This is a genomic window from bacterium (assembly GCA_035307765.1).
In the GTDB taxonomy this organism is placed as follows: domain Bacteria; phylum Sysuimicrobiota; class Sysuimicrobiia; order Sysuimicrobiales; family Segetimicrobiaceae; genus Segetimicrobium.
The window spans coordinates 1-24,573 of the sequence record DATGHU010000028.1 but is presented as its reverse complement, the minus strand read 5'-3'; the positions used below and the strand labels follow the sequence as shown (position 1 = coordinate 24,573).

Sequence of the window (24,573 nt, the reverse complement as noted above, 5' to 3'; positions counted from 1 at the left end):
GGGGGCGGGTGGCGGCACCCGCCCCCCTTGAACGCCCGTCCGATGAACCTCCTGCGGTACGTGGCGCGCCGCGCCGCGCTGACCGTGTTTGTCCTCTTCGGCGTCACCCTGATCACCTTCGTCATCTCGCACGTCGTCCCGGCTGATCCCGTCGTCGCCTACCTGGGTGAGCATGCGCCTCCCGCCTTGGTGGAAAAGGTGCGGCACCAGATCGGCTTGGACCGCCCGCTCCCGGTGCAGTACGCCTACTATCTGAGGGATCTGTTCCACGGGAACCTCGGGATCTCGATCATGGACAACCGCCCGGTCAATCAGGACCTCCGCCAGTATCTCCCCGCCACGATCGAGCTGTCGACCGCGGCGATCTTGGTGGCGATCGTGATCGGGATTCCCACCGGCACCATCTCCGCGCTGCACAAGGACCGGTGGCCCGATCAGATCGCCCGGGTCTTCGCGCTCGGCGGGACGTCGCTGCCGGTGTTCTACGTCGCGCTGCTGCTCCTCGGCCTCCTGTACTCGCGCTGGGGGGTGCTGCCGGGGCCGGGGCAGCTGGGGATCTACACCCAGACGCCCCCGCACATCACGGGCATGGTCGCGGTCGACGCGCTGCTCTCCGGCGATTGGGACGCCCTCCGCGACGCCCTGCGCCACCTGGTCCTGCCGGCGTTCGTGCTCGGCTACTACTCGGCCGGGCTGATCACGCGGATGACGCGGGGCAGCCTGCTCGAGGTCCTGCGCCAGGACTACGTGCGGACCGCCCGCGCCAAGGGGGTGGGAGAGCAGCGGGTGGTGCTGCGCCATGCCCTGCGGAACGCGCTGCTCCCGACCGTGACCGTGATCGGGCTGACCTACGGCAGCCTGCTGTCGGGGGCGGTGTTGACCGAGACGATCTTCTCGTGGCCGGGGTTGGGGCGCTACGCCACGAACTCCGTCACCAACGTCGACATCCCGGCGGTGCTCGGCGCGACGCTGGTGATCGCGATCATCTACTCGGGCGCGAACCTCTTCGTCGATATCCTGTACGCCTACCTGGATCCGCAGATCCGCTACACGTAACGTCCGGTCGAGGGGTGGCCCACGGAGCTCGTCTGGCAGGCATCGCGTAGAAGCCCGTTGACGCTGGCCGGCGGGATCATCGTCCTGTGCTTTCTCGCCATCGCGCTGCTCGGCCCGATCCTCGTGACGCAGGACCCCATCGCTCAAGACCTGGGGCACCGCCTCACCGGGCCGAGCCGGGAACACCCCTTCGGCCTGGACTCCCTGGGGCGGGATGTGTTCTCGCGGGTGATCAACGGCACCCGGATCTCGGTCGTCTCGGGTGCCGCGGTCGTGACCGTCGCCACGATTTTCGGCGTGGCGGCCGGCATGCTCGCCGGGTGGTCCGGCGGCTGGTGGGACGAGGCGCTGATGCGGATCACCGACATGTTTCTGGCCTTTCCGAGCTTGGTCCTGGCGATGGCCATCTCGGCGATCCTCCGCCCCAACCTCACCAATGCGCTGCTGGCGATCGCCGTGACCTCGTGGCCGGCCTACGCGCGGATCGCGCGGGCCCAGGTCCTGGCGCTGCGCGCCCGCACCTACATCGAAGCCGCGCGCGCGCAGGGGGCGACGGACGCGGTGATCCTCTTGCGCCATCTCATCCCCAACGCCGTCGCGCCGATCCTGGTGCAGTCCTCGCTCGACGTCGGCAACATCATCCTCACCACCGCCGGGCTGTCGTTCATCGGGTTCGGCGCGCAACCGCCGACGCCGGAGTGGGGGCTGATGGTGTCCGAGGGCCGCCGATTCCTGATGGATCAGTGGTGGATCTCGACCTTTCCCGCGCTGGCGATCCTCTTCCTGGTGCTGGGGTTCAACCTCTTGGGGGACGGGGTGCGGGACCTGCTCGACCCCCGCCTGCGAAAGCTGGCCTAGCCTCCCGCGTGCGGCGACGGCCGGGCGATCCCGCGGACCGGCGGTTCGCGGTTAATAGAAACTGTGCTGTGCGAGACGCTTGTCCGCGAGCGTCTCGTTGGCCTTCAGTCCGGAGTAGAGCATCACGAACGGCAGCAGGATGGCGCCGGAGAGCAACAGCAGCGTGGTCATGATGATCGCGTGGACCCAGAGCCCTTCCAGCAGGTACCAGATCGGCCCCAGGAAGAACGCCCCCCAGTTCCAGCTGAGCTTCGGCGGGGTGGTGGCGCCGGTCAGGTCGCGCGCCACCCGGCCCCCGGGGGACTGCGCGGCCTCATCCTGAGGGTACGAGGACAGCGCCCGCACCAGCCAGATCACCAGGGTCAAAACTCCTGCGGCGATCAGGATCAGCACAATGCGTTCCGTAACGCCCATGCTCGTGTTCACCTCGGTCAGGTCGTCTTTCCTCTGGAGTGGTTCGCCGCCGGCCGGCGATTTTCCTCACCGACGGTCGGGGCAGGGGGCCCCGGCCCCGGGCAGAATCCATAGCCGATGCTCGCACCGCGAGGGAGGCGCCCCCGGCGAATGCCGTTCTCAAGCGATCTCGGCACGAGGCCCGAATCGACTTCGCAGCCGCGTGGGATGGGGGCGTGCCGGCAGGGGAGGACGCGTGCCGCCCTCGCGGTTGAACCTTCGGTTCCTAACAAAGATCCGCACGTCCTGATCGGAGGCGTCCATGATTCGGCTCGGGGTAATGATCGAGGGGCAGGAGGGTCTGACCTGGGCCCGGTGGCGGCGCATCGCGGAGACGGTGGAGGCCTTGGGGTTCGAGTCGCTTTGGCGGTCCGACCACCTCTTCTCCCTGTTCGACGTGCCGACCCGCCCCGGGCTGGACGTCTGGACGTCTTTGGCCGCGCTGGCGACGATGACCCAGCGGATCCGCTTCGGCCCGCTGGTCTGCCCGATCACCTTCTACCATCCGTCCATGCTCGCCCGCCACGCCGCGGCGGTGGACGAACTCTCCGGCGGGCGGTTGGTCATGGGGGTCGGCGCGGGCTGGCACGACCGCGAGCATCAGGCGTTCGGGATTCCCTATCCCCGGGTCGGCGAGCGGATTCGGAGGTTGGAGGAGAGCGTTCACGTGATGCGCGCCCTCTGGGGAGAGGGTCCCGCGAAGTTCGCCGGACGATACTATCAGTTGGACGGTGCGGTGGGGTGGCCGAAGCCCGTCCAGCGACCCCACCTTCCCTTGATCATCGGCGGAAGGAAGCCTCGCGTCCTTGAGGTCGTGGCGAAACACGCCGACGAATGGAACTGCGCGGGCGCCCGGCCTCCCGCGGAGGTCCGGGCCATCACGGAAACCCTGGTGGCGGCATGTCGGAAGGCCGGGCGGGATCCCAACACGATCCGGCGCTCGTGGATGGGCGCGATCCTCATCGGCGAGACCGGCGCCGCGATTGAACGGCGGGCCCGGACGATCCAGGAGTACCTGCCTGCGCGCCGGGCCACCCCTGCCTCCCAATTGCCGGGCCTGCTCAGAAAAGAGGGCTGGCTCGTCGGTTCGCCGGCGGAGATCGTCGGGCAGATGCGGGAGCTCGAAGCCGAAGGCATGGAGCGGTTGATGCTGCAGGTCTTCGATCAGGACGACCTCGACGCGCTTCATCTGGTGGCACAGGAGGTCTTGCCGCGCCTGGCGTAGGCAGACGCCGGCCGGTCGCCGCGACCGGGGGACGTTCCTTCGCTTGGCTGCGCGGCTCTCGCGCGAAGCCCGCGTGCCCAGCGGGATCGTTGACAGCGCACGGCTGAGTGCCTACACTCGGAGAGGACCGGGGAGGTACCCAAGCGGCCAAAGGGGGCTGACTGTAGATCAGCTGGCGGAATGCCTTCGGAGGTTCGAATCCTTCCCTCCCCACCACCGATCCCCCCGCCGTCCCTGGCCATCGTCGGTGTGCTTCCCGCCCCGTCTATCGCGCGCGTGTTTGGGGCATCACCCAGAGCAGGACGGAGTCCGCGCTCCATCGGCACTCCGTCTACTTGGTCGTGTGCCCGCGGCATCAGGCGGGGCACGGGGTGGGGGCTCTCGGTGGTCGTCGCCACTGTACAGGTTCAGCACAGCCCCGCGCGATGCTTCAGGTGCCCCAAGGAACGCCGCCAGGGTGACCCGGGATGGTACTTCGTCGACCTGCAAGAATCCCGGAGGTTGCCGGGTCCCCCCCGACTGTTCGTCTGCCCCGACGACTACCTGGAATTTGCCACTTTCGAACGCGTTCGGTGGACTTTGCTGCTCGAACCCTCGAACGGCAGTGCCAGTCCGGACGACGCCGGGGGCGTTCCTGCCGTGGACGCGACGGCGCCGGCCTGTACCGCCGAAGATCTGATCGCCGCGCTGGCCGGCCGCGGCCTGGCCGGGTGGGCGTTCCTGGTCCGCGACGTTGCCGCCGGGCGCGTGCGTCGGGTCCATCTCCGCCAGCTGCCCGCGGATCCTGAGATCCGGCGATCGCTTGTCGCCTACCTTCACAGCGCCGGGGCGATCGTGACCGTCAGCCGGATTTTCAAGAACCAAGAACGACGGCTCCGGCAGGACGCGTAGCGCGCGACCGCGAGTCCCCATCTAACCCCCAGCCATCTATCCGCCGAGTCACCTCCGCACCCTCGCCGGCCCCGCGCCGCGAGGGGCGGTCTGCTTCCGGGCGGCGTGCCCCCGTCGCGGCGGCCGCTTTGTGTGGGAAACGGCGGGCCTGTCTGGTATAGTAGGCACTGGCACCATTCGCCGGGCGGGAGTAGCTCAATGGTAGAGTGCCAGCCTTCCAAGCTGGCGATGCGGGTTCGATTCCCGTCTCCCGCTCCATGTGGATCATCGTGCGGACCGTTGACGTCGACGGCCCCTGCGGCGCGAGTAACGAGATCACCCATGCCGCCCCCCGGGCAGGCGCGATGACGGCAATCTCGAACGAAAGGTCTCCACGGCCAACGCCCGGGAAGGATGATGCGATCGTGGTAGGATAGCACGGGACGCCTGCGGCGGGCCAGCCCCAACGGCCCGCTCATTTATGAGTGGAGCGGTGATGGCGGCGACGATTCTCGACGGCAGGGCGCTGGCGGAGACGCGGCGGGCCGCGCTCGCCGAACGGGTCGCAGCGTTTACGGCACGCCACAGGGTCGCGCCGTGCCTGGCCGCGGTTCTGGTGGGGGCCGATCCCGCCTCCCGGATGTACGTGGAGAGCAAGGCCCGGGCCGCCGGGCGGGTTGGGATCCGCTCGGAGACGTTTCACCTCCCCGGCGCCGCGTCGCCCGAGGAGTACCTCTCGCTGATCGACGAGCTCAATCGGCGCGGGGATGTCCACGGCATCCTCCCGCAGCTGCCGCTCCCCCCGCAGATTGACCCCCACGCCGTCTTCGAGCGGATCCACCCGGACAAGGACGTCGACGGGCTGACCCCGGCCAACGCGGGGCGGCTGGTCCTGGGACACCCCCGGCTGGCACCCTGCACGCCGCTCGGGATCCTCGCGCTGATCGACCACGCGGGCGCCCGCCTCGCCGGAGCGGAGTGTGTGATCGTGGGCCGCAGCAACATCGTCGGCAAGCCGACGGCGCTGTTGATCCTGGCCAGGCACGCGACGGTGACCATCTGCCATTCCAAGACCCCCGACCTGGGAGCCCACACCCGGCGGGCGGAGGTGTTGGTCAGCGCGGTCGGGCATCCCCGGCTGATCGGGAAGGAGCTGGTCCGTCCCGGGGCGATCGTGATCGACGTCGGCAACGGGCACATCGACGGGAAGCTCGTCGGGGACGTCGATTTCGAATCCGTGCGGCTGGTGGCGGGCGCCATCACCCCCGTGCCGGGAGGCGTGGGGCCGATGACGATCGCCATGCTCCTGGAAAATACCTTGACCGCCGCCCGGATGCAGCTGGAGGGCCCCCCGTGACCTACGCCGCGGCGCTCGCCTTCCTCGACGGCCTCATCACCGCGGGCCGCCCCCGGCGCCCGTACCACGAGGTGAAACTCGCCCGGATGGGGCGCCTCCTCGAGCGCCTGGGCGATCCCCACCGCCGGCTCCGGAGCGTGCTGGTCGCCGGGACCAAGGGGAAGGGGTCGACCGCGGCGATGATCGCCGGCATGCTCCACGCCCAGGGCCTCCGGGTGGGCCTTACGGTGAAGCCGCACCTCATCGACTACCGGGAGCGCATCCAAATCGACGGCGCGATGATCACGCGGGCCGACGTCGCCGCGCTCGTGGAGACCGTCCGCCCCGCCGTGGAGGCCGCCGGGGACGACCCTTGGGGGGTCCCCACTTACGTGGAGGTCACGGTGGCGATGGCGCTGCTGCAGTTCACCCGCCGCCGGGTCGATCTCGCCGTCGTGGAGGTCGGGATTGGCGGCCGTCTCGACGCGACGAACGTGCTCGATCCCCTGGTCTCGGTCGTGACGCCGATCAGCTACGATCACACCGAGATCCTCGGCGAGACCCTTACCGAGATCGCCACGGAGAAGGCCGGGATCATCCGCCCGCACGGGAGAGTGGTGTCGGCCCCCCAGCCCGCGGAGGCGGCGGTCGTCATCCACGACGTCTGCCGCGCGCGGCGGGCCCGGCTCATCCTTGTGGGCCGCGACGTCACGGTGCGGCTCGACAGTTTGTCCCTCGGCGGGATCCGGGCGACGGTGCGGGGGCAGCGCGCCACCTATCCGATCCAGGTCCCGCTTGTGGGTCGGCACCAGGCGACGAACGCGGCGACCGCGATCGCGGTCGCGGAGGTTCTGGCCGACCACGGCATCTTCGTCGGGCCGCGCGCCGTGCGCGAGGGGTTGGCGGCGGTGCGGTGGCCCGCCCGCATTGAGGTGATCGGGTCGCGACCCACGACGATCATCGATGTCGGCCACAACCCCGCCTCGATGGCGGCGCTGTGCGACACCCTGCGGGAGCTGTTGGCCGGCCGGCGCCTCGTCGTGGTCTTCGGCATGCTCGCGACGAAGGACTACCGATCGGTGACCGCGTTGATCGCTCCGCTGGCGGATGTCGTGGTCACGACCACCCCGGACAACCCCCACGCGCTGCCGGCGGCGGCCCTCGCCCGCGAGGTCAGGCGCCACACCTCCGCCGTCGTCGCCGTGCCTGACCGGCGCGAGGCCATCGCGCGCGCGCGTGCGCGTGCCGGGCCGGACGACGTCTTGGTGATCACCGGATCGTTCTACCTCGTCGGCGAGGCCCGGGAATGGCTGTGCCGGAGGAAGGCCCCCGTGCCGGCGAGAAGGTAACCCGACCATGTGGACCGACCTCCTCGTTGAGGACCTGCTGGCGCAGCGCGCCGGCCCGCAGATCGTCAACGACGCGAAGACCCCCTCCGGGCACGTGCCGGTGGGCAGCCTCCGCGGCGTGATCATGCACGACTGCGTGGCGCGCGCGCTCCGCGATAGCGGGTCGTCGACCGACTACCTCTACGGCTTCGACGACTACGACCCCATGGACGGCCTGCCCCCCGACCTGCCCGAGTACGCGCGCTACATGGGGATGCCGTTTTCGACCATCCCGTCGCCGGACGGCCGGGCGCCGAGCTACGGGCACTATTTCGCCGCGGAGTTTGCGGGGGTGTTCGAGCGGCTGGGTGCCCACCCCCACCTCTACCGCACCTCGGAGATGTACCGGGCGGGACAGTTCGATGAGGCGATCCGGCTCGCCCTCGACCAGGTCGAGGTGATCCGCGAGATCTACCGGGAGGTGACCCACAGCGCCAGGATCGACGAACGCTGGTGGCCGATCCAGGTCCTGTGCGAGCGGTGCGGGCGGATCGGGACCACCATCGTGCTGGCGTGGTCGGGCGGTGAGGTGGAGTACCACTGCGCTCCCGACAAGGTCGCCTGGGCGCAGGGATGCGGGCACCGCGGCCGGCGGTCGCCGTTCGGGGGCGGGGCCAAGCTGCTCTACCGGGTGGAGTGGCCGGCGAAGTGGTCGATCCTGGGCGTGACCGTCGAGGGGGCGGGGAAGGATCACATGACCCGCGGGGGGACCCACGATGTCGCCCGGGCGATCAGCACCAGGATCTTCAATCGGCCGGCCCCGTACGCGTTCCCCTACGAGTTCCTGCTCTTCGGCGGGAAGAAGATGAGCACGTCCGGCGCGGTGGGCGTGACCGCGGTGGAGATCCTCGAGGTGCTCCGGCCGGAGCTGGCGCGGTTTCTGATCGTCCGCCCGCTGCCGCGCCGGCAGCTGGATTTCGATCCGCGGGGGGAAACGATCCCCACGCTGTACGACGAGTACGACCGCGCCGCGGCGGCGTACTTTCAGGGGGCGGAGAGTCCCGACCTGGCCCGCACCTTCTACTTCGCCCGGATCGGCGGCGAGCCGCCCCGGTGCTACCGGCCGCGGTTCGCGAAAATCGCCTATCTCCTGCAGATGCCGACGATCGACCTGCCGCGCGCGGTGGCGCGCGAGAAGGGGGCGCCCCTCACGGAGGCGGATCGGGCGGAGCTCGATGCCCGCACCGCCGACGCGCGCCGATGGCTCGCCGCGTACGCCCCCGAGCACTACAAGTTTGAGATCCGTCCGTCGCTGCCGACGAGCGTGGCCGCGCTGACCCGGGCGCAGCGCCAGTACCTGGCGCGCGTGGCCGAGGCCCTCGCCTCGCGCAGCTGGACCGGGGAGGAGCTGCACGCTCACCTGCACGCGCTCAAGGCGGAGATGGCCCTGGGCCCCCGGGAGGCGTTTGGGGCGATCTACCAGGCGTTTTTGGGGAAGGACTCCGGCCCCCAGGCGGGATGGTTTCTGTCGTCGCTTGACCAGCAGTTCGTGCTGACCCGGCTTCGGGAGGCGGCGCAGGATGCGGCGTGAGGGGGGGGCGGGCCGCCGGCCGTGCGTCGTGGCGGTGCCCAAGAACACGGCGGACCGCCACGTGGCCCAGATCGAGGCGGTGGATCCCCGGGTGCGGGTCGTCCGCGTCGCCGACCGGAAGACGTGGCTTCGGGAGGCGCCGGAGGCGGAGGTGATCCTGGGGTTCCGGCCGCTCCGGGACGCCGCCCGCGAATCCCAACACCTGCGGTGGGTCCACGCCCTCGGGGCCGGCGTGGAGAATCTGTGTCAGGACGTCGCCGGCACGGAGATCCTCGTCACCAATAACCACATCCACGCGGACGCGATCGCCGATCACGTCTTTGCCTTCCTCCTCACCCACACGCGGCGGATGCGGGACGCGCACGAGTCCCAGACTGCCCGGCACTGGGTGCACACCGAGCTGGTGGGGACGATCCTGGCCGGGCAGACGATGGGCGTCCTCGGCCTTGGGACGATCGGCCGGGGGGTGGCCCGGCGGGCAGCGGCGTTCGGGATGCGGGTCGTGGGCACCAAGCGGCGGCCGGAGCCGATCCCGGGGGTGGCCGAGGTGCGTCCGCCCGAGGACACCGATGGCGTGCTCCGCCAGTCGGCCGTACTGGTGATCTCCCTCCCGCTGACGCCGGCCACACGCCGGATCGTGGGGGCGCGCGAGCTGGCGCTGCTGCCCGAGGGGGCCTTCGTCGTCAACATCGGCCGGGGCGGGCTGGTGGATGAGGACGCGCTGCTCGCCGCGCTTCGGAGCGGCCGGCTGGGCGGGGCCGGGTTCGACGTTTTCGAGCAGGAGCCGCTGCCCACGGACAGCCCCCTATGGGACGCCCCGAGGCTGATCATCACCCCACACGTCTCGGGCGACTTCCCCGGGTACCTGGACCGGATGGTGCCGATCTTCTGCGAGAACCTAGAACGATACCTTGCGGGGCAGCCGCTCCTAAACGTGGTCGATCAGGCCCTGGGCTACTAGGGTCTGCCGGGGGAGGAACGACGGTGAAACGATACCCAGCGGACAGGATTCGGAATATCGCGGTGGCGGGGCACGGCGGGACCGGAAAGACGTCGCTGGTCGAGGCGCTGCTCTTTGCGGCGAAGGCATTGGAGCGGCTGGGGCGGGTGGAGGACGGGACCACCACCACCGACTTCGATCCCGAGGAGGTCCGCCGCAAGATCACGGTGAACGCGGCGACCGCCCCGCTGGAGTGGAAGGACACCAAGCTGAACCTGATCGACACGCCCGGCTACCCGGATTTCATCGGCGAGGTGGTCGGGGCGCTGCGGGCGGTGGAGAGCGTACTCGTCGCCGTCGACGCCACCTCGGGCGCGGAGGTGCAGACGGAAAAGGTCTGGAAGCTCGCCGTCGAAGCCGGGCTGAGCCGGATCGTGGTGGTCACCCGGATGGACCGGGAGAACGCGGCGTTCTCCCGCACGGTTGACGATCTGGCCGAGCGGTTCGGCCGGCAGGTGGTCGCGCTGCAGTGGCCGATCGGGGCGGCGGGGTCGTTTGACGGCGTCGTCGACCTCATGACGATGACGGCCCACGGGACCTCGGGCGCCATCCAGGTCGAGAGCCTGCCGCCGGACGTCCAGGCCGCGGCGCGGGCGGCCCGGGATCGCCTGGTGGAGGCGATCGCCGAGACCGACGATAAGCTGACCGAGACGTACCTGGAACAGGGCGAGCTGGAACCGGCGGCCATCATCGCCGGCCTGCATGCGGGGGTGAGGGTCGGCGCGCTGGTGCCGGTGCTCTGTACGGCGGCCACGCACGGGGTCGGCCTCGGGCCGCTGCTCGACGCGCTCAGCACCCTTCTGCCGTCGCCCGTCGAGCGGGGAGGGATCGCGGCGCGAAGTGCCAAGGGGGGCGAGACGACGCTTGAGGCCGCCGCCGACGGGGTGCTGGCCGCGCAGGTGTTCAAGACGATGGCCGATCCGTACGTCGGTAAGCTGTCCTATCTTCGGGTGTTCAGCGGGGCCCTCAAATCCGATTCCCAGGTGTGGGACGCCAACAAGGGGAAGCTCGAGCGCATCGGCCAGCTCTTCCTCCTCCGGGGGAAGCACCAGGAGCCGGTCCCCGAGATCGGCGTCGGGGACATCGGCGCGGTGGCCAAGCTCAGCGAGACGGGCACCGGCGACACGCTGACGGACAAGGATCGGGCGGTCACCCTCGCCGCGATCGAGTTCCCCAAACCGGCGATCTCGATGGCGATCGAGCCCAAGAGCAAGGCGGACGAGGACAAGATGGGGGCGGCGCTGGCCCGGTTGGTGGAGGAGGACCACACCCTCCGAGTCCAGCGCGGTTCCGAGATGAAGCAGACCATCCTGTCGGGGATGGGCGAGTCCCACCTGGAGATCGTCACCGACCGGCTGAAGCGGAAGTTCGGCGTGGAGGTGGTGCTCTCGATCCCCCGTGTGCCGTATCGGGAGACCGTGCGCGGCCACGCCCGCGTGCAGGGCAAGTACAAGCGGCAGACGGGCGGGCGCGGTCAGTACGGCGACTGCTGGATCGAACTGGATCCGAAGCCCCACGGCGAGGGGTACGAGTTTGTGGACAAGATCTTCGGCGGGGCCATCCCCCGAAACTTCATCCCCTCGGTTGAAAAGGGGATCAAGGAGACGATGGAAGAGGGGATCATCGCCGGCTACCAGGTGGTTGACGTCAAGGTGACCCTCGTCGACGGCTCCTACCACGACGTCGATTCCTCCGACATGGCATTCAAGATCGCGGGGTCGATGGCGTTCAAGAAAGCGATGCAGGAGGCGAAGCCGGCGCTGCTCGAGCCGATCGTGCATGCCGCCGTCCAGGTCCCCGAAGACCAGATGGGCGACATCATCGGCGACCTGAACAGCAAGCGCGCCCGGATCCAGGGGATGGAGCCGGGGCCGGATGGTACCTCGATCGTTCGCGCGCAGGTGCCGATGGCCGAGATGCTCCGGTACGCTTCGGACCTCCGGTCGATCACCGGGGGCCGGGGGACGTTTGAGATCGAATTTTCCCACTACGACGAGGTTCCCGCCCACATCGCCGAGCGTGTGATCGCGGAGGCCAAGAAGCAGAAGGAAGCCGTCGAGGCCCACTGACCGGAGATCGCACGCAGATAAGGGGAACTGGATGAAGAACCTTTGGAGATCGTGGACGCTCATCTGGGCGGTGTGCGCCACGGCCGCCCTCGGGCTCTCGGTGGGATGGCCGGAGACCGCCCAGGTCGCCCTGCGCTCCGCGTCCCGCGCGTTCAGCGCAGTTCCCGCCCAGGCCCAGACGCCCGAGACGCCGGCGCAGCTGGAGTGGCTGGGGTGGCAGTTTTTCCGGGTGACCTCGCCCCGGGGGAAGATCCTGCTGTTCAACCCAGCGCTGAACGACCCGCGGGGGGTGTTTCTGAACCGGGAATCTCCTATGACCCTCGACGACATCACCGCCGCGGATCTGATCCTGACCGCCGACGGGCATGCGGACGATCAGGGCATGACGGTCGAGATCGCCAAGAAGACCGGCGCGAAGGTCATCACGACCTTTGAGCTCGCCGAATGGATGGTGGCGCGGGGGGTCAAATCGGACCAGATCCTCCGGGGCGAGCCCGGTACCCGGTTCGAGGTGGATGGGATCCGCATCCAGCTGGTCAACTCCGTGCACGGGTCGGGCGCGCCCCCCCTGCCGGGTCAGGCGGTGGCGGTGTACGGCGGTCCCGCCATGGGGTTCGTCGTGACGCTGGAGAACGGGGTCCGGATCTACCACGCCGGGAGCACCGCGCTGACCCAGGACCTGCAGTTGTACGGACGGCTCTACAAGCCGCACGTGGCCCTGCTGCCGATCGCTTCCGGGATGTTTCCAGACGAAACGGCGATCGCCGCCGAGTTCCTGCGGACGGACAACCCCAATCTGCACTCGGTGTTCCCGCAGCACTACGCCTCGTCCTCGCCGCCGACCAACCAGGCCAGCCTGTTCGTGAAAGAGGTGGCGGCGCGCCCGGCGTTGCGGGGAAAAGTCAGGGCTTTCAATCCGAGGCCGGGGCAGGTCTTTTTGGTGACCACGACCGGAACCAGGGCGAAGTAGGTCCCCCGGGCCTCTGGAAACGATCGACTTACTGGTAGAGGAGATACTTCGCCCGGATCTGGCGAAACCGCTCCAGGGCGGGTTCCCAGGCCTTCTCGATCTCTTCGGGCGATTTGCCAGCGGTGAGCATCCGGCGCACCTGGTCGGTGCCCATGTCCCAGTCGAAGACGTAGCTGCTCCCGTACGACCGTCCCCACCGGAACCCCGAGTAGTTTCGCCGCACGACGTCGAGGATCTGCAGCATGAGATCGAGAGGTCGGTAAGCTGAGCGGTCGGTGACCCGGATCTCGACCCCGGCGTACTGGGGGCCCCCCGATGCCGTCCAGGGCTCCCCGCGCCAGTAGGCTTCCCGGAACGCCACCCCTCCCACATGGCGGGCCTCGAGGGCGGCCCGCAGCTGCCAGGGCCGGATGAACGTCTGGCCGACGAACTCGAACGGCTTGGTCGTCAGGACGCCGACGGAGAGGTTGGTATCCCCGATCGCGCCCATCGCCGGGTACAGCACGGCCGTCCCGACGTGGGGGATCCCCGGTGAGGTCATAACCCAGGGGAGCCCGGTTTCGTCGAACCACATCGACCGCCGCCAACCCTCCATCGGGATCACCGTCAGGTTCGCGCCGATGCCGTACTCCCGGTTGAACAGACGGGCGAGCTCTCCGATCGTCATGCCGGGGACGATCGGGAGCGGGTACATTCCCATGAACGACGCCCACCGGGGGTCGAGGACCGGCCCGGCCACCATCTCTCCGCCGACCGGGTCCGGGCGGTCCAGCAGGACGAAGGGGATCCCCTTCGCCGCGGCCGCTTTCATCGCGAGCGCCATCGTCGAGATGTACGTGTAGAAGCGGGCCCCCACGTCCTGGATATCGAAGACCAGCACATCAACCCCTTTAAGCATTTGGGGGGTCGGGCTCATGGTCTTCCCGAACAGGCTGTAGACCGGGAGATGGGTCTTGGGGTCGACGGCATCTCGGAGGGGGGTGTCCGCATCCCCGCGGACCCCGTGCTCGGGTCCGAAGAGGGCGACCAGATGCATATCGGTGCGGGCGGCGAGGAGGTCTACCGTGCTGTGGAGGGCGGGGTCGACTCCGGTAGGATTGGTGATCAGGCCGATGCGCTTCCCGAGCAACATGGACGGGGGATTGTGGAGGAGGACCTCAAGCCCGCTTTTGACGACCTCCGGGGGGGAAGGCTCGATCTGTCGAGGGGCCGTGTTTTGGGAAAAGGCTGACGCGGCCGCGAGAAGCACAATAGCGAGCGATGCCGCGAACGCGCGAACTGGTCTCCTCATCCCCCCAACCCGTTCATCCGGTTTTGCCCAATTACATACCCACTTCGACGAAAGCCGGGACATATCTTGCTGCGCGTGTCCCTTGCATTTCATTACCGCGGCGGTCGGGCGCACAACAGGAACCGTTTCCTTACTGCGCACGGCAGGCAAAGGCCGAAGCGATTTGCTATAATTTCGCAGGCATCGTTCGGGCGCGTAGCTCAGGGGTCAGAGCGCTTCCTTGACACGGAAGAGGTCCGAGGTTCAAGTCCTCGCGCGCCCACCATGACACCCGGTGCACTGGACTGCACTCGGATACCTCCTCCGGAGCGCCGACCGCCAGTTATTTCCTACGCAGGTACAGTGATTGTTGCGACCTAATCTCAAGTTGGGAGCCTCATTCACCCGTCGATCGAGATTGCGAAGCAAGTGGGTACGCACCCGAATTATTGTGGCCCGCCTGTTCAGGCGTCAGCCGAAGTCAAACAGTGCTGGTTTAGGAGACGATGTCGACACGACAACCGGCCGACGACGCGCGGGTCGAATCCGTCAGAATCAGCCCCGAGGACCCGCAGTACCTCGCAGTTGTCGAGAAGCGTTTCAATAAGCGGTTCAGCGCGCGCCCGGACTACGTCCGGCTGGCCAGCTCGACCGAGCAGGTGGTATCGGCGGTAGAGGAGGCGGGAGAGAAGGACGGCGTCTCATCGCGACCAGTGGCGGGCACCGCCTCGAGGGATTCGTGTCGGATCCCGAGGTGCGGGTGATCATCGATGTCTCGCCCATGAAGCGCGTGTACTACGACGCCGAGAGGGGCGCCGTGGCCGTCGCGGCCGGCGCTACAGTGGGCGAGACATTCCGGGCACTGTTCGACACATGGGGAGTAGTGCTACCGCTCGGCGAATATCCGGAGATCGGTATGGGCGGGCATGTGGTCGGTGGCGCCTTTGGCTTCCTCTGCCGCCAGCTCGGCCTGCGATGTCAATTCGGGTGGGATGATTTTCGCAGAAATGCGATCATGTGCTTTGACTTATACGGTCCTCAGTTTCCCTCGGAGGTGTCATGTTGGCCGTCGGGCGATCGGGGCAGGAGCGGAATGGAAATTCCTTAATAATCAGGCACGAGGGCTGATATACTTGTGTGCGTGGACGCGGACGCCATCGTGATCGGCGCCGGCGCAGCGGGCCTGGCGGCGGCGCGAAGCCTCGCCGGCCGTTCGGTGCGGGTCGTTTTGCTTGACGCGCGGGACCGCATCGGCGGTCGCGTGTGGTCGCGTCCCGTAGCGCGGACTGCCGCGCCGGCGGAACTCGGCGCAGAGTTCATCCACGGCCGGGGCGAGCTGACGATGTTATTGTTTCGCGAAGCGGGGATAAGGGCCATCGACGCGGCCGGCGAGCTGTGGACGTGCTCCGAGGACGGCGAACTGCGACGCGAGACCAGTGGCTCATCGTCGGCTGCCGGCATCTTTGAGGCGGCCCGCACGCTCGCCAACGATGAGAGCGTCGACCGCTTCCTACGGCGTTTCGAGGCGGACGAGGCGACGCGCGAAACGGCGAGGGCAGCGCGTGCATTCGTCGAGGGATTCGATGCCGCCGATCCAGCGATCGCGAGTGCAGGTGCGATGGCAGACGAGTGGCGATCGGGAGTCGATTCTGCGATCGCGCGACCGCTCGGTGGTTACCGGCGGATGTTCGACCAGCTCCGCGATGCCTGTCTCGCCGCGGGCGTTCAGGTCTGCCTGTCGACAATCGTGTGTCGAATTTCGTGGCGCCATGGGTTCGTCGCCATCGATGCGAACCGTTGCGGGAGGTCGCAGACGATTCGTGCGAGAGCCGTGATCCTGACGCTTCCGGTAGGCGTCTTACGGCATAACGGTGACGAAACCGCGGTTGCGTTCGACCCTGACTTGCCGCGCGCGAAGCGCGAGGCGCTTCGAAGCATCGAAATGGGTCACGCGGTCAAGGTTGCGTTGTGGTTCCGGACGGCGTTCTGGGAGCGGGTTCAAAACGGGCGCTACCGTGACGCCGCGTTCTTTCGCTGCGAAGGGCAGCCGTTCCCGACGTATTGGACCCAGTTGCCGGTACGCAGCCGGGTCGTCATCGCATGGGTTGGCGGCCCGAAAGCGGTCGCGATGAGCGGCGTTGCGGAGGCTGACCTCATCGGGCGCGCGCTGAACGGTTTAGGGTCATTGTTCAACGCGCACGAGCTCGTGCGTGAGGAGTTCGAGGGCGGCCTCATGCACAATTGGAGCCGCGACCCGTTCGCACGCGGTGCGTACAGTTATGTCGCTGTTGGGGGCGGGGATGCGCGTGCGGCGCTTGCGGCGCCGGTCGATGACACGCTCTTCTTCGCAGGCGAAGCAACGTCGATTGACGGCCAAGGCGGCACGGTGAATGGGGCGCTCGAAACCGGCGAGCGCGCTGCTGCCGAGGCTGCGACATCGCTCCGCGCCAAGGCTCGGGAAGCGTGAGATGGGCGAAACCGCATCGTCGTTCCTCACCGCGTGGTCGAGCTTCTACGTCATGACCGGCTCGTCGGCTGCGGCGTTGACCGGATTGATGTTCGTCGTGATCACCTTGGTGACTGGGAAGGAACGTGCGGAAGGTACCCATGACGCGATCGCGGCGTTCACCACCCCGACGGTCATGTACTTCGCCGCGGCATTGCTCGTCTCGGCCGTTCTCCTCGCGCCGTGGCGCTCCCTGGTGCACGCCGCGGTGGCGGCCGCGCTCATCGGTCTTTGCGGCGTCGTGTCCGTTCTGCGCGTGATGTACCGAACCAGACGACTGACCGTGTACAAGGCGGATTTCGAGGACTGGACGTGGTACACGATCCTGCCCTTTGTAGGGTATGGGGCGATCTCGGTAGGCGCGATAGCCCTTGCTGCTGTCCCGGTGCAAGCGCTGTTCATCCTCGCGGGTGCGGTCGTGTTATTGATCTTTATTGGTATTCGCAACGCCTGGGACATCGTGACCTACGTCGTTATTGTACGTCCCTAAACTTACCTCTGCACGACAGACGATCGCGCCCCGATGTCATCCCAGTCCTCGGGCCCCACCACGGTTACGGAGAGTTTCGCCGCGACTCTTCCGCGCGATCCCCCAGTTCCTCCCGCGCTACCTCCACCATCGCGTCGAAGGCAGCTTGGCCTGCGGAGAAGTCAAAGGTGTCCACGGCTTCGTCGGGGATCGAGGGAGTCCCGGATGTGAGGCGGTTCAGCCCTGGCCAGCCGTCGCGCATCCACACAGTCCCGGGCGGGATCCTGACGGTGACACGCGCGCGCGCCCGGAACTCCCCCCGGTCGTTGAAGATGCGGATCGGTGCGCCTTCGTCCAGGCCCCGGGTCGCTGCATCCGCCGGCGAGACCCACAGCACCGGCTCCGGGTCGAGCCGCGCGAGTGTGGGGAGCGCCCGGCCGTGGTCGTAGAAGCCGTGAAACTGAGTCAGCGTCCGCCCCTGGCGGAAGCTCAACGGGTAGCGGTCGGACGCGGGCAGCGGCACGTAAACCGGCAGGGCTGGAAACCCAAGAGACTTCGCGCGCTCCGAATAGAACTCGACCTTACCCGAAGGGGTAGGGAAGGCGAGGTCGGGGTGGGCGACGTGGGAGATGCGGAGAGCCCGGATCCCGCCCTCGGCACGCAGCGCGGCCACGGTCGCGCGGCCTGTGGCTGGATGATCGAGGAGTGCGTCGATCGGTCCCTCGTCCGTTTCCCACGGGAAAAAGTCCGCAAGCTCCAAGCGACGTCCCAGTTCCCGGAGTATCCAGGTAATCGACCGCGTCTCGCCCGCCGGCTCAAGGATCTTCGGCATCAGGTAGAGGTGGGTGTTTGTGCTTTTGCAGCCCGTTTCCTCAAGCCACGCCGTCGCGGGGAGGACCACGTCGGCGAAGCGCCGGGCCGTTTCGTTCATGAAGAGGTCGTGCATGACGACCAGATCGGTCCGGGCCAGTCCCGCGGCGACGCGCTCGGCGTCGGCAAACGAGGAAAGCATGTCGGTCCCGAGGAGGAAAAGGGCGCGGATGCTGCCATCGAGCAGCGCCTCGGTGATCCGGGGCATCTGGTTGGGAATGTAGCGCCCCGGTGGCCGGCGCCCCACCGCCGTGATGTTCCCGAGGGCCTGTCCGTGGCTCGCGCCTCCGTGGCGCGGGCCGAGGCCCCCGCCAGGGACGCCGAGGTTCCCCGTGAGCGCGGGGAGACACGCCACGGCCCGGGCCCCCTGCCAGCCGTTCGCGCCCTTGTGCATCGAGCTTCCCCCGAGGAGGATCATCGCCGGCCGTACCGAGGCGTACCGGCGAGCGAGCGCCACGATCCGATCGGCCGCGAGCCCCGTTTCGCGCGACGCCCACTCGGGAGAATAGTTCTTGACGTGCTCGGTCAGCTGGCGGAATCCGACCGTGTGCGTTTCCACGAACTCGCGGTCGTAGAGCCCCTCGCCGACGATCACGTGCATCAGCGCGAGAGCGAGCGCGGCGTCGGTTCCGGGCCGGATCACGAAGACCTCGTCCGACTGCGCCGCCGCCTCGGTGTGACGCACGTCGATGGTGACGACCCCGGCTCCGCGCCGTTTCGCCGTAGCGAGCAAACGGGCGGTGTTCGGCTGACTTGCCAGGTTCGCCCCCCAGAGGAGGATGAGGTTGGCGTGCGCACCCATGTCCTCTTTTGTGTTCGTCTCCAGGGGGCCAGTAAGCCCGATGCCGAAGCCCCCCAGGCCCCAGCAGATCATCGTCGGACTCCACCACTGGCAGCCGTAGAAGTTGGCAAATCGTCGCAGGAGCTGAGAGGCCACGCGCACCCCGTAGTTGTTGGCGAAATGACCATGGCCCTGCCAGAACCCCACCGCCTCGCGCCCCGCCGACTGTATCCGCGCCATAATCAGCTCAAGCGCCTCGTCCCAGCTTGCCCGCCGCCAGGCGTCCTCCGTTCTCCGGTCGCGGATCAGGGGGAAAAGTAACCGCTTCGGATTCCCGATGATCTCGCGAGAGGCCTGCCCTCGGATGCAGAGGAAGCCGTGGCTGTCCGGGTTCTCGGGATCGCCCTTCACGCCGACGAGTCGCCCGTCGTCCACCTCAACCAGCATCCCGCAAAGCGTGGGGTGACAGTTCATGGGGCACATCGTCCGGATCGTGCGGTGCGTAGAGCCCATGGAGCGCCCCTCCCTTGGAGCGTTCTGACCGACCGTGACATCTGCGGCGCGACAAGCCGCGAGTTTGCGGCCAATGTTCGTCGGGCGCCGCATGCTTACCCGCTTTCTCTCGAATGTTAACGATCCAGCGGGGTTCGCGCAAGCGCAATGTGGGACGCGATGCCCCGTTACTCTACGGCGCGAGCGCTCGCCGAGAAATCGCTCGTGCGCCCGATACCAACCAAACCGTCCCGCATCAGGGGGTCGGCGGAGCGGGAAGAAGCCAGCCAAGCCTTGACCGCCTGATTTGCAGGAGTTCACTCCATCATTGACACTCACACCACCATTCCGCGGCCATAGGAAGGAAACGCTCGGGTCGCCCTCGCACCTAATGGCCACAGCTTGCGACTCAGACCGGGGAACCCTGCGACCTCAGGAGGCGCTGCGGCCGGATGTGGGGGCAGTTGTTGATGCCCTCGGCCTCGGGCGTTTCCCGTTCTGGCCGGGCGAAGTGCGGCGTGCGAGGGTGGCATGGCGCCTCAGCTCCCGACAATCTTCCGCGCACCACGCGAGGCGAGAGGAGCGCACCCTTTATGCGTGTTGGTCTGAACGTGGCCAACTTTGTCAACCCCGGCGGGCCGGCCAGCCTTGGCGCGGAACTGACTCAGGTGGCACGCCGTGCGGAAGCCATCGGGTTCGAGAGCTTCTGGGTTTGGGATCATTTCTTTTGGGACCAGTCGCCGGTGGGACCGGGGATCACCGACCGCGCGATGCTCGAAGCCTACACGACGCTGAGCTTCATTGCCGGCGTGACCAGTAAAATCAGACTCGGCACCATGGTCACCTCGGCCACGTATCGTCATCCCGGCGTGCTGGTGAAACAGGTCACCACCCTCGATCTGCTTTCGGGCGGCCGGGCCATCTTCGGAATTGGGGCCGGTTGGTTTGAGGAGGAGCACCGCGCGCTCGGCATTCACTTTCCGAACACGAAGGAGCGCTTCGAGCGCCTTGAAGAAACCGTTCAGATCGCGCGGCAAATGTGGGCCGACGCCGGGAAGTATGGGGAGGCCAAGCCATTTCTCGGCAGGTACTATCAGCTGGAGCGCACACTGAATGTCCCCCAGACCCTCCAGCGCCCACACCCACCGATTCTGATCGGTGGAGGCGGAGAACGAAAGACGCTGCGTCTGGTCGCCCAGTATGCCGATGCGTGCAACCTCGACGGCCGCCTATCCCCCGACCAACTCGCCCATAAGCTGGCGATCCTGCGCGGTCACTGCGAACGGTCGGGCCGCCCCTATGAGGCCATCGAGAAGACCTTGTACGGCAAGCTGCACGTGACCCGCGACGGGCGGCGCGGCTCGATGTCGATCCCGCAGGCCATCGCCTACTGTCGGACCCTGGCCGACCTGGGCTTCGATACCCTGGTGCTCGTCGATGATACCTTCAACATCTACGATCCCGCGGTGCTCGATCTTTGGGCCGCCGAACTGCTCCCGGCCATTCGCCGGATCTCCGTCGCCGGGCGTCCCGGCTCCATTTGACGGACTTGGTGTGACCGCAGATCCCCGGGTCATCCTCTCTCTACGTCTTGCAGCACCGCCTCCCGCACCACCCGAGCGGACTCTGGAGGTCAAATCCTCAGCAGGCCGTGCGGCGATGCCGGCTGCGGGAGTGGTTCGGGTTTCCTGGGACGCGTATCGTGGGCCGTCGAGCGGGCCGCGATACGGCCCCTCATTGCGATCTTTAGTTGGGGTGGGTGTGCGATTCCAACACCTGAAAGAACGTCTCGATCACCCGGGGGTCAAACTGACTGCCGGCGCAGCGCCGGAGCTCCGCGATGACCTCCTGGTGAGGGCGTCCCCGTCGGTACGTCCGGTCGTCAACCATCGCGCCATACGTGTCGACCACGGCCAGGATGCGGGCTCCCAGGGGGATCTGCTCGCCTCTCAATCCGTCGGGATACCCCGTGCCGTCCCAATGCTCCTGGTGGTGGCGGACCAGTTTCGCCACCGCCTTCATTCGGTCCACCGGAAGGAGGATCTCCTCGCCGACAGTGGGATGCTCCCGCATGATGATCCACTCCTCGTCGGTGAGGGCTCCCGGCTTTTTGAGGATCTCGTCGGACACCCCGATCTTTCCGATGTCGTGGAGCAGGGCGGCCCAGCGAATGTTCTGAATCTCGCCCTCCCTGCAGCGCAACCGCCTGGCGACGGCCTCGGCCCAGATGGCCAACTGTTCGCTGTGCGACCCGGTGTACGAGTCGCGGGCGTCCACCGTCCGTGCCAGCGAGAGGACCATCTGGATGTACGCTTGCTCCAGGGTCTCGTGCAATCGGGCGCCGCGAATCGCGGTGCCGCCAATTTCGGCAATCCCCTCGAGCAGCCGCACTTCCGCGTCGGTGAATGGCACGCCGGTCGGCCCCTTCGCCCGAGAGATGCCGAGCGTGCCGACGATCTCTTGTTCGGATCGGACGGGCACGATCACCAGGGGTCCCAGCATCTGATAGCGGGGCACCTGCAACCACAGCGGACGCTGTTCCTTGCCGAGCTCGGCGACGACGTAGGGCGTTCCCGTCTCCACGACTTGGCCGGTCGGGCTCCCGGCCACCGGGAAGGTCGATCCCGGGCCTTCGTCGACCAGGCCCAGCGTGCAGAGGCGGGTAAACGTTTGGTGGTCGGCATCAAGCAGCGCCAACATGCCGTATTCTGCCCGGAGGATGCGCATCGAATGCTCGACCAGAATCGGGTACATGTCTTCGGCCTTCTGCGCTTCTCGTAGCTTCCGGCCCACCTCGTAGAAGACCTCGAGTTCGGCCGCCCGCTGGTGGAGCTCTTCTTCCCCCCGCTTGCGCTCCGTAATGTCCACAGTCGCCCCTTCGACGTACAGGGGCTGGCCGGTCGCATCGCGGACCAGTCGGGCGCTCGCCCGCACCCAGATCAGCGTTCCGTCATGGCGGCGGAGCCGGCTCTCAACTTCCGCGGCCGCGTCCGTGCGCTCGAGCTGCGCGACCCAGCGGCGCCGCGAGTCGGGATCCACGTAGAGTCCGACGGCGCCCTCCGACTTCAGCGTTTCGAGATCGGGGTAGCCCAGCATCCGCAGGAAGGCGGGATTGGCGTCCAGGAATTCGCCAGCCGCGGTGCTCCGGTAGAGGCCGACCGGGACCCCTTCGAACAGGCTGCGGTAGCGTTCTGCGCTGGTCCGGAGCTCATTTTCGGCGAGGTGCTTTTCCCTTCGAAGTTGTTGCTGTTCGAGCGCTCGGCCGACGGCATGGCCGAGCCGTGTCAACCGATCCTTCAGCAGATAGTCGGTGGCTCCGGATTTCATGAGCGCCACCGCGGTTTCTTCCCCAATCGTGGCCGAGACCACGATGAAGGGGATATCGAGCCCGCGATCCTTGAGCAATTCTAGCGCCCGCGCCGCCCCGAACTCCGGCAGGGCGCAGTCCGAGAGGATGAGATCGGGGACGGGCGTGAGGTGGGCGAGGTACTCTTCCTCGGTTTCCACGCGCTGCCACTGCGGGGCGAACCCCGCGTGGCGGAGGCCGAGTGCCATCAGCTCCGCGTGGTCGGGTTGATCCTCGACGATCAGCACGCGCAGGGGTGCGGAGGTGGGCCGAGGGGGTCCGCTGCCGCGCAGATCAGCCGTCCTCGCCAGAGCCGAGGTGCGCTCGGCGCTCATGGCGCTGGGGCCGGCCGGCGGTCGAGCGAGACACGGGAAGAGCCCAACGACCGCTCGCGCACGCGGCCTGGTCCGTTAGTCGTCGGCATGGCCTCCGATCACCGCTACGCTCGAGCGGTCCGTGCTTCGCTATCTTCAGGGCCTTGTACTCAAGATCTTATGCCCAACTCCTCTCATCCTCAGACCGACCCGCGGGTAATGTTGAGGGAAACTGGCGTCGGCCGGTGGATCGGGCGGGCGGTGCCTCGGCGGCCCCCTACGTCTCACGGACATCGCGGTGGGATCCGAGCGTGCGCGGCCGAAGCTCCGGGATCACCCGGCAGAAGGCGTGCACCACCTGCGGGTCGAACTGCTTCCCGGCGTGCCGCTGGATCTCGCGGATCGCGTCTTCGTGGAGACGCGCCCGTTTGAACGGCCGATCATCGGTCATCGCGCTGTACGCATCCACGACGGCGAGGATGCGGGCTCCCAGCGGGATCTCTTCGCCCTGCAGGCCGTCCGGGTAGCCTGTCCCATCCCACGATTCCTGGTGGTGGCGGATCAGCGCCGCCACCGGCTGCATGCGGACCAGCGGCTTCAGAATATCAGAGCCGATGGCCGGGTGCTGACGCATCACGGACCATTCGTCGGTCGACAGCGACTCCGCCTTGTGCAGGATGCTGTCCGGGATGCCGATCTTGCCGATATCGTGCAGCTGCCCCGCCCTGCGGATATCCTGGATCTCACGCTCCGGACAGCCCATCGCCCGCGCGACCGCCTCGGCCAATCGGGAGAGCCGTTCGCCGTGGTCCGCGGCGTACGTGTCCCTGGCGTCGACCGCGGCGGCGAGCGACAGCACCATCTGGATGTAGGCCTCTTCGAGATCCTGGTGCAGGCGGGCGCGCTGGATGGAACTTGCGGCAATCTCCGCGATCCCCCCCAGCAGGCGGACCTCCTCATCGCCGAACGGGCGCCCCCCGGGGCTGCGCCTGCGGGCGGTGACCAGCACGCCGACCTGGCCCTCGGCCGTGCCCACGGGGGCGTAGACGGTGGGGCCGAGGACGCGTTCCGGGTCGCGGCGATCGCCGCCCTCGGACGGGGCGGCCTCGGTGGTTCCCTCCTCGGCGCGGATCGGGGTTTGCGAATCCATGACCCGGGCGGCGATCGAGTTGGGATAGGGGAGCGTCCCCCCCTCCAGGTCGGGGAGCAGTCCCGAGACGCTGACGCGGGTGAAGATCCTGCGGTCGGGGTCGGGGAGGAGGAGGGCCGCGTGGTCCGAGCCCGTCACCCGCATCGCTTCCGCGGTGACGACCGAGAACATGTCGTCGGTGCTCCTGGCGGCCCGCAGGTGCTCGCCCAGGCGATGCAGGGTTTCGAGTTCCGCGGTGCGCCGCGCTTGGGTCTGGTAGAGGACGGCGATCCACCGCTTCTCCTGGGTGAGCACCCCAAGGATCAGCGCCAAGAGGAAGCCGCCCGAGATGAACGTCCCGACCTCGAACCCCGGGGTGATCAGGGTGACTCGTCCCGTCGTCCGGATCCAGAGAAGCACGATGATCCCCGCCGTGGCAAACGACGCGGCAACGGCCTGGCGGATATTCAAGCGGGACGCCGCGGACAGGATCACTAGATAGTTCGCCATGAAAAATGCAGCTCGAACAACGGATCTGGTACAGATCCGGTAGCGGGCTGAAGGGATGAGCGGGTCCTTTCGCCCGAAACTACCGCGTCGCACCGATCGTCACCATTCGATCCAGATTGTAGGTCAGAAT

General features: G+C 67.8%; 17 protein-coding genes, 3 tRNA genes and 1 pseudogene. 16 read left to right on the top strand and 5 right to left on the bottom strand.

Annotation, left to right across the window (positions count from 1 at the left end):
- Window positions 1-42 precede the first annotated feature (42 nt).
- Together VKV57_09140 and nikC are read left to right on the top strand one after the other, a co-directional pair.
- On the top strand, window positions 43-1,056 hold the full coding sequence (locus VKV57_09140; GenBank protein ID HLW60072.1) for an ABC transporter permease: 1,014 nt from the start codon (window positions 43-45) through the stop codon (window positions 1,054-1,056).
- 36 nt (window positions 1,057-1,092) lie between these two features.
- A pseudogene (gene nikC / locus VKV57_09135) lies at window positions 1,093-1,914 on the top strand (nickel transporter permease).
- 51 nt (window positions 1,915-1,965) lie between these two features.
- Here nikC and VKV57_09130 read toward each other — a convergent pair.
- The gene (locus tag VKV57_09130) at window positions 1,966-2,328 is read right to left on the bottom strand and encodes a DUF2628 domain-containing protein (GenBank protein HLW60071.1); all 363 of its coding nucleotides are present in this window, start codon (window positions 2,326-2,328) and stop codon (window positions 1,966-1,968) included.
- A 301-nt stretch (window positions 2,329-2,629) separates the two neighbouring features.
- On the opposite strand from VKV57_09130, the gene VKV57_09125 reads away from it, so the two are divergent.
- The 10 genes from VKV57_09125 to VKV57_09080 all read left to right on the top strand — a co-directional run bounded on the left by VKV57_09125 (window position 2,630) and on the right by VKV57_09080 (window position 12,756).
- Window positions 2,630-3,592 carry a TIGR03560 family F420-dependent LLM class oxidoreductase gene (locus VKV57_09125; GenBank protein ID HLW60070.1) on the top strand — a complete coding sequence of 321 codons (963 nt, stop codon included), beginning with the start codon at window positions 2,630-2,632 and terminating at the stop codon, window positions 3,590-3,592.
- 129 nt (window positions 3,593-3,721) lie between these two features.
- A tRNA-Tyr gene (locus tag VKV57_09120) sits at window positions 3,722-3,808 on the top strand.
- Between the two features lie 285 nt (window positions 3,809-4,093).
- Entirely contained in the window at window positions 4,094-4,483 is a 390-nt protein-coding gene (locus tag VKV57_09115; GenBank protein HLW60069.1) for a hypothetical protein, read from the top strand.
- A 184-nt stretch (window positions 4,484-4,667) separates the two neighbouring features.
- Window positions 4,668-4,741 (top strand) — tRNA-Gly (locus tag VKV57_09110).
- A gap of 217 nt (window positions 4,742-4,958) precedes the next feature.
- Window positions 4,959-5,819, top strand: a complete 861-nt coding sequence (locus tag VKV57_09105; protein HLW60068.1) for a bifunctional 5,10-methylenetetrahydrofolate dehydrogenase/5,10-methenyltetrahydrofolate cyclohydrolase — start codon at window positions 4,959-4,961, stop codon at window positions 5,817-5,819.
- Window positions 5,816-7,147: a folylpolyglutamate synthase/dihydrofolate synthase family protein gene (locus VKV57_09100; protein HLW60067.1), complete on the top strand. Its 1,332-nt coding sequence runs from the start codon at window positions 5,816-5,818 to the stop codon at window positions 7,145-7,147. Before VKV57_09105 ends, VKV57_09100 begins: the two co-directional genes overlap by 4 nt.
- Window positions 7,148-7,154: 7 nt before the next feature.
- Window positions 7,155-8,717, top strand: a complete 1,563-nt coding sequence (gene lysS, locus VKV57_09095; protein HLW60066.1) for a lysine--tRNA ligase — start codon at window positions 7,155-7,157, stop codon at window positions 8,715-8,717.
- A complete protein-coding gene (locus tag VKV57_09090) occupies window positions 8,707-9,678 on the top strand; it encodes a D-2-hydroxyacid dehydrogenase (protein ID HLW60065.1) in 972 nt (323 codons plus the stop codon). Before lysS ends, VKV57_09090 begins: the two co-directional genes overlap by 11 nt.
- A gap of 23 nt (window positions 9,679-9,701) precedes the next feature.
- The gene (gene fusA, locus VKV57_09085) at window positions 9,702-11,786 is read left to right on the top strand and encodes an elongation factor G (protein HLW60064.1); all 2,085 of its coding nucleotides are present in this window, start codon (window positions 9,702-9,704) and stop codon (window positions 11,784-11,786) included.
- Window positions 11,787-11,817: 31 nt separating this feature from the next.
- Entirely contained in the window at window positions 11,818-12,756 is a 939-nt protein-coding gene (locus tag VKV57_09080) for an MBL fold metallo-hydrolase (GenBank protein ID HLW60063.1), read from the top strand.
- A 28-nt stretch (window positions 12,757-12,784) separates the two neighbouring features.
- On the opposite strand, the gene VKV57_09075 is transcribed toward VKV57_09080, so the two are convergent.
- A complete protein-coding gene (locus tag VKV57_09075; GenBank protein HLW60062.1) occupies window positions 12,785-14,047 on the bottom strand; it encodes a DUF1343 domain-containing protein in 1,263 nt (420 codons plus the stop codon).
- Between the two features lie 189 nt (window positions 14,048-14,236).
- Here VKV57_09075 and VKV57_09070 point away from each other — a divergent pair.
- The 3 genes from VKV57_09070 to VKV57_09060 all read left to right on the top strand — a co-directional run bounded on the left by VKV57_09070 (window position 14,237) and on the right by VKV57_09060 (window position 17,022).
- Window positions 14,237-14,312 (top strand) — tRNA-Val (locus VKV57_09070).
- An 849-nt stretch (window positions 14,313-15,161) separates the two neighbouring features.
- Window positions 15,162-16,493, top strand: coding sequence for an NAD(P)/FAD-dependent oxidoreductase (locus tag VKV57_09065; GenBank protein ID HLW60061.1), 1,332 nt, complete (start codon window positions 15,162-15,164; stop codon window positions 16,491-16,493).
- Between the two features lies 1 nt (window position 16,494).
- Window positions 16,495-17,022 carry a hypothetical protein gene (locus VKV57_09060; protein ID HLW60060.1) on the top strand — a complete coding sequence of 176 codons (528 nt, stop codon included), beginning with the start codon at window positions 16,495-16,497 and terminating at the stop codon, window positions 17,020-17,022.
- A gap of 64 nt (window positions 17,023-17,086) precedes the next feature.
- On the opposite strand, the gene VKV57_09055 is transcribed toward VKV57_09060, so the two are convergent.
- The gene (locus VKV57_09055; protein HLW60059.1) at window positions 17,087-19,165 is read right to left on the bottom strand and encodes a molybdopterin-dependent oxidoreductase; all 2,079 of its coding nucleotides are present in this window, start codon (window positions 19,163-19,165) and stop codon (window positions 17,087-17,089) included.
- Window positions 19,166-19,737: 572 nt separating this feature from the next.
- On the opposite strand from VKV57_09055, the gene VKV57_09050 reads away from it, so the two are divergent.
- Window positions 19,738-20,688, top strand: coding sequence for an LLM class F420-dependent oxidoreductase (locus VKV57_09050; GenBank protein ID HLW60058.1), 951 nt, complete (start codon window positions 19,738-19,740; stop codon window positions 20,686-20,688).
- Window positions 20,689-20,890: 202 nt separating this feature from the next.
- Here VKV57_09050 and VKV57_09045 read toward each other — a convergent pair whose 3' ends face one another.
- Together VKV57_09045 and VKV57_09040 are read right to left on the bottom strand one after the other, a co-directional pair.
- A complete protein-coding gene (locus VKV57_09045; protein ID HLW60057.1) occupies window positions 20,891-22,825 on the bottom strand; it encodes an HD domain-containing phosphohydrolase in 1,935 nt (644 codons plus the stop codon).
- A 256-nt stretch (window positions 22,826-23,081) separates the two neighbouring features.
- Window positions 23,082-24,443: an HD domain-containing phosphohydrolase gene (locus VKV57_09040; protein HLW60056.1), complete on the bottom strand. Its 1,362-nt coding sequence runs from the start codon at window positions 24,441-24,443 to the stop codon at window positions 23,082-23,084.
- Between the last annotated feature and the right edge of the window lie 130 nt (window positions 24,444-24,573).

Coding starts and splice junctions, on each gene's coding strand:
- VKV57_09040 (HLW60056.1), bottom strand. CDS start 24,443: ATGGCGAACTATCTAGTGATCCTGTCCGCGGCGTCCCGCTTGAATATC.
- VKV57_09075 (HLW60062.1), bottom strand. CDS start 14,047: ATGAGGAGACCAGTTCGCGCGTTCGCGGCATCGCTCGCTATTGTGCTT.
- VKV57_09060 (HLW60060.1), top strand. CDS start 16,495: ATGGGCGAAACCGCATCGTCGTTCCTCACCGCGTGGTCGAGCTTCTAC.
- lysS (HLW60066.1), top strand. CDS start 7,155: ATGTGGACCGACCTCCTCGTTGAGGACCTGCTGGCGCAGCGCGCCGGC.
- VKV57_09090 (HLW60065.1), top strand. CDS start 8,707: ATGCGGCGTGAGGGGGGGGCGGGCCGCCGGCCGTGCGTCGTGGCGGTG.
- VKV57_09055 (HLW60059.1), bottom strand. CDS start 19,165: ATGGGCTCTACGCACCGCACGATCCGGACGATGTGCCCCATGAACTGT.
- VKV57_09140 (HLW60072.1), top strand. CDS start 43: ATGAACCTCCTGCGGTACGTGGCGCGCCGCGCCGCGCTGACCGTGTTT.
- VKV57_09105 (HLW60068.1), top strand. CDS start 4,959: ATGGCGGCGACGATTCTCGACGGCAGGGCGCTGGCGGAGACGCGGCGG.
- VKV57_09045 (HLW60057.1), bottom strand. CDS start 22,825: ATGAGCGCCGAGCGCACCTCGGCTCTGGCGAGGACGGCTGATCTGCGC.
- VKV57_09050 (HLW60058.1), top strand. CDS start 19,738: ATGCGTGTTGGTCTGAACGTGGCCAACTTTGTCAACCCCGGCGGGCCG.
- VKV57_09080 (HLW60063.1), top strand. CDS start 11,818: ATGAAGAACCTTTGGAGATCGTGGACGCTCATCTGGGCGGTGTGCGCC.
- VKV57_09125 (HLW60070.1), top strand. CDS start 2,630: ATGATTCGGCTCGGGGTAATGATCGAGGGGCAGGAGGGTCTGACCTGG.
- VKV57_09130 (HLW60071.1), bottom strand. CDS start 2,328: ATGGGCGTTACGGAACGCATTGTGCTGATCCTGATCGCCGCAGGAGTT.